11 protein-coding genes are annotated in these 11,963 nt (G+C 71.3%); 9 read left to right on the top strand and 2 right to left on the bottom strand.

From position 1 onward, the window contains the following. Positions 1 to 112: 112 nt before the first annotated feature. Both ACIF83_RS02140 and ACIF83_RS02135 read left to right on the top strand, forming a co-directional pair. On the top strand, positions 113 to 1,504 hold the full coding sequence (locus tag ACIF83_RS02140) for an amino acid permease (protein ID WP_393464860.1): 1,392 nt from the start codon (positions 113 to 115) through the stop codon (positions 1,502 to 1,504). A 120-nt stretch (positions 1,505 to 1,624) separates the two neighbouring features. Continuing rightward, on the top strand, positions 1,625 to 2,272 hold the full coding sequence (locus ACIF83_RS02135; RefSeq protein WP_399722843.1) for a superoxide dismutase: 648 nt from the start codon (positions 1,625 to 1,627) through the stop codon (positions 2,270 to 2,272). 175 nt (positions 2,273 to 2,447) lie between these two features. Here ACIF83_RS02135 and ACIF83_RS02130 read toward each other — a convergent pair whose 3' ends face one another. After that, entirely contained in the window at positions 2,448 to 3,056 is a 609-nt protein-coding gene (locus tag ACIF83_RS02130) for a histidine phosphatase family protein (RefSeq protein ID WP_399722841.1), read from the bottom strand. Next, entirely contained in the window at positions 3,053 to 4,495 is a 1,443-nt protein-coding gene (locus tag ACIF83_RS02125) for an FGGY-family carbohydrate kinase (protein WP_399722839.1), read from the bottom strand. The genes ACIF83_RS02130 and ACIF83_RS02125 overlap by 4 nt, the downstream gene beginning before the upstream one ends. A 181-nt stretch (positions 4,496 to 4,676) precedes the next feature. Here ACIF83_RS02125 and ACIF83_RS02120 point away from each other — a divergent pair, with 181 nt between their 5' ends. Genes ACIF83_RS02120 through ACIF83_RS02090 form a run of 7 tightly spaced genes read left to right on the top strand, consistent with a single transcriptional unit; the run spans position 4,677 to position 11,812 of the window. After that, a complete protein-coding gene (locus ACIF83_RS02120; protein WP_399722837.1) occupies positions 4,677 to 6,113 on the top strand; it encodes an ABC transporter substrate-binding protein in 1,437 nt (478 codons plus the stop codon). Positions 6,114 to 6,118: 5 nt separating this feature from the next. After that, positions 6,119 to 7,000 (top strand): carbohydrate ABC transporter permease, encoded by an 882-nt coding sequence (locus tag ACIF83_RS02115; protein ID WP_398140953.1) that lies wholly within the window; start codon positions 6,119 to 6,121, stop codon positions 6,998 to 7,000. Beyond that, entirely contained in the window at positions 6,997 to 7,827 is an 831-nt protein-coding gene (locus ACIF83_RS02110; RefSeq protein ID WP_393464842.1) for a carbohydrate ABC transporter permease, read from the top strand. The genes ACIF83_RS02115 and ACIF83_RS02110 overlap by 4 nt, the downstream gene beginning before the upstream one ends. Then, positions 7,824 to 8,915 carry an ABC transporter ATP-binding protein gene (locus tag ACIF83_RS02105; protein WP_399722834.1) on the top strand — a complete coding sequence of 364 codons (1,092 nt, stop codon included), beginning with the start codon at positions 7,824 to 7,826 and terminating at the stop codon, positions 8,913 to 8,915. The genes ACIF83_RS02110 and ACIF83_RS02105 overlap by 4 nt, the downstream gene beginning before the upstream one ends. Beyond that, on the top strand, positions 8,915 to 9,739 hold the full coding sequence (locus ACIF83_RS02100; protein WP_393464836.1) for a DeoR/GlpR family DNA-binding transcription regulator: 825 nt from the start codon (positions 8,915 to 8,917) through the stop codon (positions 9,737 to 9,739). Before ACIF83_RS02105 ends, ACIF83_RS02100 begins: the two co-directional genes overlap by 1 nt. After that, positions 9,717 to 10,793, top strand: a complete 1,077-nt coding sequence (locus ACIF83_RS02095) for an ABC transporter ATP-binding protein (RefSeq protein WP_399722832.1) — start codon at positions 9,717 to 9,719, stop codon at positions 10,791 to 10,793. Before ACIF83_RS02100 ends, ACIF83_RS02095 begins: the two co-directional genes overlap by 23 nt. Next, complete coding sequence (locus tag ACIF83_RS02090) at positions 10,790 to 11,812, top strand: 2-hydroxyacid dehydrogenase (protein ID WP_393464830.1); 1,023 nt, start codon at positions 10,790 to 10,792, stop codon at positions 11,810 to 11,812. Before ACIF83_RS02095 ends, ACIF83_RS02090 begins: the two co-directional genes overlap by 4 nt. Positions 11,813 to 11,963 lie beyond the last annotated feature (151 nt).

Raw genomic sequence — 11,963 nt, 5'->3', positions numbered from 1 at the left:
ACCCTGCGTAAAGCGGGTGTCCGCATACTGGGCCGCCTGTCCGTGTGAGCGGACGGGCCGCCCAGACTGTGGGCGTTTTTGCCCACCCTCATGGACTGGACGAGCCGCGCCCATGCCCAGCAACACCACCACCGAGACGCCACCGCAGCAGCAGGACGGCGCCTCCCTCTCCCACGGTCTCAAGCAGCGCCACCTGTCGATGATCGCCCTCGGCGGTGTGATCGGCGCGGGCCTGTTCGTCGGCTCCGGCGCGGGTATCGCCGCGGCCGGACCGTCCATCGTGATCGCCTTCGCTCTCTCCGGCCTCCTGGTGATGCTGGTGATGCGGATGCTCGGCGAGATGTCCGCCGCCCACCCGTCGTCGGGCTCCTTCTCCGCGCACGCCGAGCGGGCGATGGGCCCCTGGGCGGGCTTCACGGCGGGCTGGTCCTTCTGGGTCCTGCTGTGCACGGCCGTCGGCCTGGAGGGCATCGCCGCCGCGAAGATCGTCACCGGCTGGCTGCCGGGCACCCCGCAGTGGGCCTGGGTCGCCCTGTTCATGCTGGTGTTCTGCGGGGCGAACCTGGCCGCGGTGAAGAACTTCGGCGAGTTCGAGTTCTGGTTCGCGGCGCTGAAGGTCGGCGCGATCAGCCTCTTCCTGGTCCTGGGCGGGCTGGCCATCGCCGGCGTGCTCCCCGGCACGGACGCCCCGGGCACCTCCCACCTCACCGACTTCTTCCCGCACGGCGGCGAGGGTCTGGTCGTCGGTCTGCTCGCCTCCGTCTTCGCCTACGGCGGCCTGGAGACGGTCACGATCGCGGCCGCCGAGTCCGAGAACCCGGTCAAGGGCGTGGCGGGCGCGGTCCGTACGGCGATGTGGCGCATCGCGCTGTTCTACGTCGGCTCCATGGCGGTCGTGGTCACGCTGGTCCCGTGGGACTCGAAGGACATCGCGAATCCGGACAAGGGGCCGTACGTCGCCGCCCTCGACCATCTCGGCATTCCCGGCGCCGGCCAGGTGATGAAGGTCGTCGTGCTGGTCGCCCTGCTCTCCGCGATGAACGCCAACATCTACGGCTCCTCGCGCATCGCCTACTCGCTGGTGGAGCGCGGTCAGGGTCCCAAGGTCCTGGCGAAGGCCTCCGACGGGGTGCCGCGCATCGCCGTGCTCACCTCCTCCGTCTTCGGCTTCGTGTGCGTGCTGCTCAGCTACTGGCGGCCGGACGACGTCTTCCCCTGGCTGCTGAACATGATCGGCGCGGTCATCCTGGTCGTCTGGATCTTCATCGCCGTCTCCCAGCTGCTGCTGCGGCGGCGCGTGGAGCGGGAGGCGCCGGAGAAGCTGGCCGTCCGCATGTGGGCGTTCCCGTTCCTGACGTGGGTCGCGTTGGCGGGGATGGCGGCGATCTTCGTACTGATGGCCCGGGAGCAGGGGACTCGGGTTCAGCTGTACTCGACCGGCGGGATGACGTTGTTCCTGGCGGTCGTGGGGTACGTGCGGCAGCGGGTGCGGGCCAGGTCCTGACCTCGCCCTTCCGCTTCGAGCCCCTCCCGAAAGACCCCCGCGGTGCACCCGCGGGGGTCTTTTTGTTGCTAGCGTGTAGTTGCAAGCTCTTTGCAATAAGAGGTTCGAAGGGGACCCCCCATGCCCGTCTACACGCTGCCCGACCTGCCCTACGACTACTCCGCGCTCGCCCCCGTGATCAGCCCCGAGATCATCGAGCTGCACCACGACAAGCACCACGCGGCCTATGTGAAGGGCGCCAACGACACGCTGGAGCAGCTCACCGAGGCGCGGGACAAGGAGTCGTGGGGAGCCATCAACGGCCTGGAGAAGAACCTGGCCTTCCACCTCTCCGGCCACATCCTGCACAGCATCTACTGGCAGAACATGACCGGCCCGAAGGACGGCGGCGGCGAGCCGCTGGCGCAGGACGGGGTGGGCGAGCTGGCGGAGGCGATCAGGGAGTCCTTCGGGTCCTTCGCGGCGTTCAGGACGCAGCTGTCCAAGGCGGCGGCCACCACCCAGGGTTCCGGCTGGGGCGTCCTCGCCTACGAGCCGCTCAGCGGACGGCTGATCGTGGAACAGGTCTACGACCACCAGGGCAACGTCGGCCAGGGCGCGACCCCCGTCCTGGTCTTCGACGCCTGGGAGCACGCCTTCTACCTCCAGTACCGCAACCAGAAGGTGGACTTCGTGGAGGCGATGTGGCAGGTGGTCAACTGGCAGGACGTGGCCAGGCGTTACGCGGCGGCGAGGTCCCGCACGGACGTGCTCCTGCTCGCCCCCTGAGACGTCCTGCCTCGTGATCGTCTTCTCACCTTTCACGCCGGCAGGCGGATGAGAGAAGACCCCCGCAAGGACGTGACTTGCGGGGGTCTTCCCCACCCCTAGGGTCCATCGAACGACTGACCCGAAGTTCCACCGGGTGGGCGGAGCGGGGGGCTGCTGCCACGCCCGTGACCGGTCACGCGCAGGGGATGTTGAGCGACAGCAGCGCGGCGCTGTGCTCCGTGACGCGGATCTCGCTCACCGCCGCGTTGCGCAACCTCGGCAGGACGCGGCGGTACTCCGCCACCGGGATGTGCAGGAGCGAGCACAGCACCAGTCGGAGCAGGGTGTTGTGGGCGACGACGAGGACCCGCTCATCGGGGTGCGCGGCGGCGATCCGGCGCAGGGCGGCCGTGCCTCGGGCTGCGGCGGCGCGGGGGTCCTCGGCGCCGGGGAAGGGGTGCGCCACCGGGTCGGCGCGGAAGGCCTCCGCCGCCTGCGGGTTCTCGGCCTCGAACTCGGCGAGCGTACGGCCCTCCACCACGCCGAAGTCGCATTCCCGCAGGTCGACTTCGCGGTGCGGGGTGAGGCCGAGGGCACGGCAGGCCGGCTCGGCGGTGGCGATCGCCCGGGAGAGGGGTGAGGTCCAGATCGCGTCCACGGGGTGGGCGGCGGCCCAGCGGCCCAGCGCCTCGGATTGGGCGCGCCCCGTATCGGTCAGGGCCACGTCGCTCACCCCGGCGTACCGGTTCTCGGCGTGCCAGACGGTCTGGCCGTGGCGGGCGAGGAGGAGGGTCGTACTCATGAGCCCGGAGTATCCCGGGCCAGCCGCGCCCGCGCATGTGCGGCGACCTCCTTCGGCAGCCACCCCCGGGACTCCAGCTCGCCCACCAACCGGGCGTACGGCTCGATGAAGCGGGCCGAACGGTCCGGGCGCGGGTCGACGGTCGTGCCGGGGCGGGCCATGCGCTCGGCCGCGTCGGCGAGCGTGCGTGCGGCGCCGGTGCCGTGGGCGGCCAGTGCGGCCATGCCCAGGGCGGGTTCGGGCTGTTGCGGAACCCTGGCCGGGCGACCCAGGACGTCGGCGCGGAGTTGGGTCCAGTAGGGGCTGCGGGCCGCGCCACCGGTGAAGGTGAGAGGGCCGTGCAGGGGGGCGCCGAGGTGGTGGAGGTAGTCCAGGCAGAGGCGTTCCGTGAGGGCGACGCCCTGGAGGAGGGCGGCCCACAGGTCGGCGTCCGACTCCGGGACGCCGAGGAGGAGGGCGGTGGCGTGCGGGGTGTGGAAGGGGAAGCGTTCGCCCGGGGAGACGAGGGGGTAGGCGACCGCGTTCGAGGGCTCGAAGGCGGCCGCCTCGGCGTCCAGCACGGCCGGGTCGGCGCCCGGGAAGCGGGCCGTGAGCACACCGGCGCCGACGCTGGAGGCGCCGCCGGGCATCCAAGTGCCGTCGGGCGCACGGTGGTTGTAGACCACGCCGGTCGGGTCGTAGACCGGGGCCGCGGCGGCTCCCTTCAGGACCAGGGTCGTCCCGAGCACCGAGTTCCACGCGCCCTCCCGCAGCGCACCCGAGGCGATCTGTGCCGCGCAGCCGTCCGTCATGCCCGCGATGACCGGGGTGCCGGCCGGGATGCCGGTGGCCTCGGCGGCGGCCGGGCAGACCTCACCGAGCCGGGTGCCGGGGTGTACGACGTCCGGGAGGGTTCCCGCGGGCAGGCCGGTGAGGTCCGGCCAGCGGTCGCGCTCCACGTCGTACGCCGTCTTCAGGGCGTGGCTGGAGTCGGCGGGGACGGGCCCGCCGACGAGCCGCGCGGTGACCAGGTCGGGCTGGTGCGCGACCCGGCCGGGTCCGTGGCGGTCGACCAGCCAGCGCACCTTCGGCAGCGCCCAGGTGTCCTGCACCGTGAGCCCCGCCGACCGCAGCCGACCCGCCTCGGCCGCCGCCCGCCCGTCGTCGTACATCAGCGCCGGACTCACCGGGCTGCCGGTGCCGTCGGTGAGCAGTACGGTCCCGGAGGTCCCGCACACCGCGACCCCGCCGAGGCCCACCCGCACCCCGTCGAGCGCACGCCCGCAGGCCGCGCACACCGCCTCCCACCACTCTTCCGGGTCCTGCTCGTGCCGCACCCCCTCCCGCCGCCCGCGCCGCAGGGGCGCCGCACCGCTGCCGAGGACACCGCCGTCGGCCGTCACCAGCAGGGCGCGCACCCCTTGCGTCCCGAGGTCGATCCCGAGCCACGCCAACCCCATCCGGACCTCCCGCAGATAGCGAAGGTATCTGTGAACTTCCCACCTCTCTCCGAGATTTCCCCCTGATTTCCCCGCGCGCAAGGGATTGACGGCCTCCCTTTGCCGTTACACCCTCTGTTATCGAGTCGACTCGCGCTGTTAACCCCGCCCGACCCCACCGCCCCACCGACGGAGGTCACGGATGAACAGGCACGTGCACGACCGCCGGCGCTTTCTCGCGCTCACCGGAGCCCTCACCGCCGCCACCGTCGCGGCCCCGTTGCTGTCTGCCTGCGGTACCGGCTTCGGCGGCGACGACAGCGACAAGGGCGGCGGTTCGGCCGCGGACGACGTCACCGGCTCCTTCGACTGGAGGCGGGAGAAGGGCACGACCGTCAAGGCGTTGCTCAACAAGCACCCGTACACCGACGCCCTGATCGCCGACCTGAAGTCCTTCACCGAGAAGACCGGCATCGAGGTGAAGTACGACGTCTTCCCCGAGGACAACTACTTCGACAAGCTCACCGTCGACCTGTCCAGCGGGCGCGCCTCCTACGACGTCTTCATGCTCGGCGCCTACATGGTGTGGCAGTACGGGCCACCGGGGTGGCTGGAGGACCTCGGGCCGTGGATGCGCAACTCCTCGGCCACCGGCGCCGAATGGGACCAGGCCGACTTCTTCCCGAACCTCCTGCAGGCCGACCAGTGGTCGTTGAAGGCGGGCGCCCCGCTCGGCCGGGGCGGGCAGTACGCGCTGCCGTGGGGCTGGGAGACCAACGTGGTCGCCTACAACACCGAGGTGTTCGGCAAGCTGGGGCTGAAGCCGGCCGAGAGCTTCGACGAGCTGCGCGAACTGGCCGGGGTGATCAAGAAGAAGGCTCCGGGTGCCGGGTTCGACGGTATGTACGGGATCGCCGTACGGGGGTCCAGGAGCTGGGCCACCATCCACCCCGGGTTCATGACCATGTACGCCCGCAACGGGCTGCACGACTTCACCGTCGAGGGTGGGAGGCTCACGCCCGCCATGAACACCCCGAAGGCCGTCGCCTTCACCGAGGACTGGGCCGGCATGGTGAAGCAGGGCGGGCCGCCGTCCTGGACGTCGTACACCTGGTACCAGTGCTCCAGCGACCTCGGCGCGAAGAAGGCCGCGATGCTGTTCGACGCGGACACGGCCGCCTACTTCCAGGCCGTGAAGGGAGCCTCGCCCGCCTCCGGGAAGATCGCCTTCCACCCCGGGCCCAAGGGACCGGACGGGTCGCTCGCCACCAACATGTGGATCTGGTCGCTCGGCATGAACGCCAGGAGCAGGCGGAAGAGCGCCGGCTGGCTCTTCCTGCAGTGGGCGACCGGGAAGGAGCACCTGCGCCGGGCCGCCCTCACGAACAACCACATCGACCCCGTGCGGAAGTCGGTCAGCCAGGACGGCGCCTACAAGGACAAGATGCGGCACCTGCCCGGCTTCATCGAGACCTTCGAGACGGTCGTCGACCAGACGAAGATCCAGTTCACCCCGCAGGCCCAGTTCTTCGACGCCACCACCAGCTGGGCCGCCGCGCTCCAGGAGATCTACGGCGGGAAGGACGCCGGGTCCGTGCTGAACGGGCTGGCGGGCGACCTCAAGTCCAAGGTGGGCTGAGGGCGATGGGCTGGCGGGTCGCCCTGCGGCCGTATGTCCTCGTCGTCCCGGCGCTGCTGCTGACCTGCGGGATTCTGTACCCGTTCGCGCTCGGTCTGTACTACACGCTGTTCGACTTCTCGGCGAGCAAGCCGCAGCCCGACATGGTCCGGCTGCACAACTACGAGACGGTCTTCACGCAGGACGCCTTCTGGAACTCGGCCTGGGTGACCGTGCTGTACGCGGTCGGCGCGGCCGCCGTGGAGACCGTGCTCGGGGTCGCCGTCGCCCTGCTGCTGCACCGCTCGTCCCTGGTCGGCCGGGTCCTGGAGAAGATCCTGATCCTGCCCCTGATGATCGCCCCGGTGATCGCGGCGATCATCTGGAAGCTGATGCTCCAGCCGTCGGTCGGCGTGGTCAACCACCTGCTGAGGCCCTTCGGGCTCGGCGGAGTGCAGTGGACGGACACGCCCACCGGCGCCCTGTTGTCGTCGATCGCCGTGGACGTCTGGGTCTACACCCCGTTCGTGGCGATTCTGGCGCTGGCCGGTCTGCGGTCGCTGCCCGCCTCCCCGTTCGAGGCGGCGGCCGTGGACGGCGCCGGCTGGTGGTACACCTTCCGGCGGCTGACCCTGCCGATGCTGTGGCCGTACGTGCTGGTCGCGGTGATCTTCCGGTTCATGGACTCGCTGAAGGTCTTCGACATCATCTACGCCCTGACGGAGGGCGGCCCCGGCGACTCCACGGTCGTCCTGCAGATCCGGGCGTATCTGGAGGCGATCCGCTTCCAGCGGTACTCCTTCGGGATCAGCTACACGATCGTGCTGTGGGCCGTGGTGTATCTGGCCGCGATGATCCTCGTCCGGCATCTGGGGCGCATCCAGCGGAAGGCGGCCGAGGTCAAGTGACGTACAAGAAACGCCTGTCGGGGTGGCTGGCCGATGCCGCCCTGGTCCTCTACTTCCTCTTCGCGCTCTTCCCGGTCGCCTGGATGGTGATCCTGTCCCTCAAGCCGGCCGACCAGCTCTTCAGCACCTACTTCTCGTTCACCCCGACGCTGGACTCGTACCGGACCGTGCTGGGCGGCAGCGAGGGCATCCCCTTCGTGCGGTTCTTCGTCAACAGCCTGGTGGTGTCGGTGGGCGCGGTCGCGCTCTCGCTGGTGGTCGGGCTGCCGGCGGCGTACGCCTCGGCGCGCTGGAGGTTCCGGGGCTCGGAGAACCTGATGTTCACGCTGCTGTCGTTCCGGTTCGCGCCCGAACTCACGGTGATCATCCCGCTGTTCGTGCTCTACCAGAAGCTGGGGCTGTTCGACACGTACGTCGGCATGGTGTGGGTGCTGCAGCTGGTCACGCTGCCGCTGGTGGTGTGGATCATGCGGTCGTACTTCGCCGATCTCACCCCGGAGCTGGAGCAGGCCGCGCTGCTCGACGGCTACTCCCGCAAGCAGGCATTCTTCAAGGTGGCCCTGCCCCTGGTGAAGCCGGGCATCGCGGCGGTGTCGCTGCTGGCGTTCATCTTCGCCTGGAACAACTTCGTCTTCCCGCTGATCCTCACCTCCAGCTCGGCGCAGACCGTGACCGTGGGCGCGCTGTCCTTCCTGGGCGGCGACCGGCCCAAGTACAACCTGACGGCCGCGGCCGCGCTGGTCTCCGTCGTACCGCCGCTGCTGCTGGCGCTGACCATCCAGCGGTATCTGGTGCGCGGGCTGTCGTTCGGGGCGGTGAAGTCGTGAGCGTCGCGCTGCGGGACGTCCACAGGTCCTACGGCCGTACGACCGCCCTCGACGGGATCGAACTCCGGGTGGAGGACGGTGAGTTCTTCTGTCTGCTCGGGCCGTCCGGAGCCGGCAAGACCACCACGCTGAAGACCGTCGCCGGTCTGGAGCGGCCGGATTCGGGGACCGTCGAGATCGACGGGCGGGACGTGCGGGACGTGGAGCCGTACGACCGGGGTGTGGCCATGTGCTTCGAGAGCTACGCCCTCTATCCGCACCGCTCGGTGTACGACAACCTCGTCTCGCCGCTGCGCTCCCCGCGGCACCGGCTGCCCGCCGCCGAGGCCCGGGAACGGGTCGGGGCGACCGCCGAACTGCTCGGCATCAGCAGCCTGTTGGACCGGTCCGTGGGGCAGTTGTCCAACGGGCAGCGGCAGCGGGTCGCCCTCGGCCGGGTGCTGGTCCGCCCGGCCCGCGCCTTCCTCCTCGACGAACCCCTCTCCCACCTGGACGCCAAGCTGCGCCAGCAGATGCGGGCCGAGCTGAAGGCGATCGGGGCCGTCCGGCGCACCACCACGCTGTACGTCACCCACGACTCCGTCGAGGCGCTGGCGCTCGGGGACCGGATCGGGGTCATCCGGGACGGGCGGATCGTACAGACCGGCACCCGGGAGGACATCTGGTACCGCCCCTGCGACACCGAGGTCGCCCGGGCCTTCGGACGGCCCCGGATCAATCTGCTGCCGGGGGCGGTGACGGAGACCGGAGCCTTCCGGTCGGCGGACGGCGCGATCGAACTGCCGCTTCCCGTGCCGGTGCCCGCCGGCAGCGAGGTGCTGGTCGGGGTACGACCCCGGGACGTCTCCCTGGCCGGGGACGGCCACCGGCTCTCCGGGTCCGTCTACGTCACCGAGGTGCTCGGCCGGTTCGTAGAGGTCACCGTGCGGATCGGCGCGCAGTACCTGTCGCTCGTCGCACCCCGGGGGAAGGGGGCCGCGCCGCGTCCCGACGAACCGGTCCGCCCGGCCGTCCGGCCTGAGAACCTGCTGGTGTTCGAGGCCGACCGGCCAGGGCGTCCAGGACGACGGATCGGGAAGAGCACGTGATGAGCACAGGTGCACAGCAGGGACCCGCGGCCCGGCAGGCCGCCATGGCCGAACTCGTGCTGGCCGAGGGCTCGGCCTCCGCGGCCGAACTGGCCGAGCGTTTCGGCGTGAGCCTGATGACCATCCACCGGGACCTGGACGAACTCGAACGGCAGGGCATCGTACGGAAGTTCCGGGGCGGGGTGACCGCGCAGCCGTCCGGGGTGTTCGAGTCGAACGTGCAGTACCGGCTGAAGACCATGCGCCCGCAGAAGGCCGCGCTCGCCGAGCGGGCGCTGAAGTCCATAGAGCCCGGCATGGCGATCCTCCTCGACGACTCCACCTCCACCCTGGAGATAGCCCGCCGGCTGCGACTCGGCGAGATCACCCCGCTCACGGTCGTCACCAACTTCCTGGAGGCGATCAACCTGCTCGCGGGCCGGCGGGGCATCCATCTGATGGCGCTCGGCGGCGACTACGACCAGTTGCACTCCTCCTTCCTCGGGGTGTCCTGCGTGGAGGCGGTCGAGCAGCTGCGGGTGGACGTGGGCTTCGTGTCGACGTCGGGCGTGCACGGCGGCTACGCCTACCACCAGGAGCAGCACATCGTCTCCGTGAAGCGGGCGATGCTCGACGCGGCCGCGCGCAACGTGCTGCTGGTCGACCACACCAAGCTGGGCCGGGTCGCCCTGCACCGGGTCGCCCCGCTCGCCCGCTTCGACCTGCTGCTGGTGGACGACGGGGCGTCGCCGGACGCGCTGCGCGATCTGGACGAGCACAAGGTGCGTTACGAGGTGTGCGCCACGGATCCGAGGGAGGGCGATGACCGCGCTGGAGTTGCGTGAGCTGCGCAAGACCTACCGGTCGCGGGGCCGTCCGGCGGTGGAGGCGGTCCGGGGCCTGGACCTGAGTCTGAAGTCCGGTGAACTCCTCGGGCTGCTGGGCCCGTCGGGCTGCGGCAAGTCCACCACGCTGCGGATGATCGCGGGTCTGGAGGCGGTGACCGGCGGGGACATCCTGGTCGGGGGCGCCTCGGTGGTCGGCCGTCCGGCGCAGGAGAGGAACATCGGGGTCGCCTTCGAGAACTACGCGCTGTATCCGCCGCTGACGGTCGCGGAGAACCTGGCCTTCGGGCTGAAGGCCCGCCGCAGAAGCCATCGGGGGGACGTGCGGCGCAAGGTCGCCGAGATCGCCGAGCGGGTCGGCCTCACCGATGTCCTCGACGCCCGCCCGGCCGGACTGTCCAGCGGGCAGAAGCAGCGCGTCTCCCTGGCCCGCGCGCTGATCCGGGAACCGGACGTCCTGCTCCTGGACGAGCCGCTGTCCCATCTGGACGCGGCCCAGCGCGACACCACCCGCCGGGAGCTCAAGCGCATCCAGCGCGACCTGGGGCACACCACGATCCTGGTCACCCACGACCAGGAGGAGGCCCTGTCCCTCGCCGACCGGATCGCCGTCATGCGCGACGGTGTGATCCAGCAGCTCGGCACGCCCCACGAGATCTACGACAGCCCCGCCTCCGCCTTCGTGGCGGACTTCGTCGGCGAGCCCGCGGTCAACCTGCTGCCCGGCACCGCCACCTCCGACGGCCACGCCCGCCTGTCCGCCGGGGTGCGGATCGCGCTGCCGGTGCCGGTGGCCGAGGGCCGGGCCCTGATGGTCGGCATCCGCCCCGAGGACCTGCGCCTGACCGGCGGCGCCGACGGCGTCGCCGCCCGGGTCGTGGCCCACGAACCCCTGCTGGAGTCGGGCATCGCCACGCTCGCCCTCGACGGGGTGGAGCGGCACCTGGTGGTGCTCACCGGGCCCGAGGTCCGCCTCGCGCACGACGAGCGGGTCCGGGTGGCGGCCGGACTCACCCATGTCTTCGACGCCGAGACGGGAGACACCCTGCGATGACCTCCAGTGTGCGTGTGGTGGCCGCCGGCGACCACTTCGTCCTGCCGTCCCTCATCACGGCCGCGCTCGGAAAGGAAGCCCCTTGTGACGTACGGGAGTTGACCCTCGGCTGGCCCCTGCAGCCCTTCGGTCCCGTCGCCGAGGTGAGCGAGGCCAGTGACGCCGAGGACGAGCTGATCGGCGCCCTCGCCGGCGCGCAGGTCCTCGTCACGCAGATGGGCCCGGTCACCGAACGCGTCCTCGGCGCCTGCCCGGAGCTGCGGCTGGTCGTGGTCTGCCGGGGCGGACCGGTCAACGTCAACCTGGAGGCGGCCGAGCGGCACGACGTCCGGGTGTGCTTCGCGCCGGGGCGCAACGCCGCCGCCACCGCCGAGTTCACCGTCGGCCTGCTCCTCGCCGCCCTGCGCCGCATCCCCCAGGCCCATGAACTCCTCGCCCGCGAGGGGAGTTGGGCCGGATCGGCGTACTACACCTACCAGCACAGCGGTCTGGAGCTGGAGGACCTGCCGGTCGGACTCGTCGGCTACGGCGCGGTGGGCAGCCGGGTGGCCCGGGTACTGTGCGCCTTCGGGGCTCGGGTGATGGTGTACGACCCCTACGTGCGCGGGGAGGTGCACGGGCTGCGCGTGTCCGCGCTGGACGACCTGCTGCGCCGCTCCGCCGTCATCACCCTGCACGCCCGGCTCACCGCCGAGACCCGCGGTCTGATCGGCGCCCGCGAACTGGCACTGCTGCCGCCCGGGGCGGTGGTGGTGAACGCGGCCCGGGGGCCGCTGCTGGACGAGGACGCGCTGTGCGACGCGCTGGAGGGCGGGCGGCTCGCGGCGGCGGCCCTGGACACCTACGCCCGCGAACCGCTCCCGCCGGACTCCCGGCTGCCCGGTCTCGCCGACCGTGTCGTCCTCACCCCGCATCTGGGCGGGGCCAGCCGGGCGGTGGCGGAGAAGGCGGCCCGGATCGCCGCCGCCGAGGTGGGCCGCTGGGTGCGCGGGGAGCCGCTCGCGCACTGCCTCCGGTAACGGCCCACCCACGCACGGTGTGCCGACGCGTCGGCCGCGAAGAGAGCCGGAGGGGGCGCGCCGGTGTCGAGAGTGCATGGGAGCCCCCTGCTCGAGCGAAGCCGAGAGCTTGGGGGAGCGCGGAGGCCCGAAGGGCTGAACACGATCGCGC

Origin of the sequence: Streptomyces sp. NPDC085866 (assembly GCF_044541035.1) — a bacterium.
Classification (GTDB): Bacteria; Actinomycetota; Actinomycetes; order Streptomycetales; family Streptomycetaceae; genus Streptomyces.
The sequence above is the reverse complement of the archived record's forward strand: the minus strand, read 5'-3'. Positions and strand labels throughout refer to the sequence as shown.

Coding starts and splice junctions, on each gene's coding strand:
- ACIF83_RS02135 (WP_399722843.1), top strand. CDS start 1,625: ATGCCCGTCTACACGCTGCCCGACCTGCCCTACGACTACTCCGCGCTC.
- ACIF83_RS02130 (WP_399722841.1), bottom strand. CDS start 3,056: ATGAGTACGACCCTCCTCCTCGCCCGCCACGGCCAGACCGTCTGGCAC.
- ACIF83_RS02140 (WP_393464860.1), top strand. CDS start 113: ATGCCCAGCAACACCACCACCGAGACGCCACCGCAGCAGCAGGACGGC.
- ACIF83_RS02115 (WP_398140953.1), top strand. CDS start 6,119: ATGGGCTGGCGGGTCGCCCTGCGGCCGTATGTCCTCGTCGTCCCGGCG.
- ACIF83_RS02125 (WP_399722839.1), bottom strand. CDS start 4,495: ATGGGGTTGGCGTGGCTCGGGATCGACCTCGGGACGCAAGGGGTGCGC.
- ACIF83_RS02120 (WP_399722837.1), top strand. CDS start 4,677: ATGAACAGGCACGTGCACGACCGCCGGCGCTTTCTCGCGCTCACCGGA.
- ACIF83_RS02090 (WP_393464830.1), top strand. CDS start 10,790: ATGACCTCCAGTGTGCGTGTGGTGGCCGCCGGCGACCACTTCGTCCTG.
- ACIF83_RS02100 (WP_393464836.1), top strand. CDS start 8,915: ATGAGCACAGGTGCACAGCAGGGACCCGCGGCCCGGCAGGCCGCCATG.
- ACIF83_RS02095 (WP_399722832.1), top strand. CDS start 9,717: ATGACCGCGCTGGAGTTGCGTGAGCTGCGCAAGACCTACCGGTCGCGG.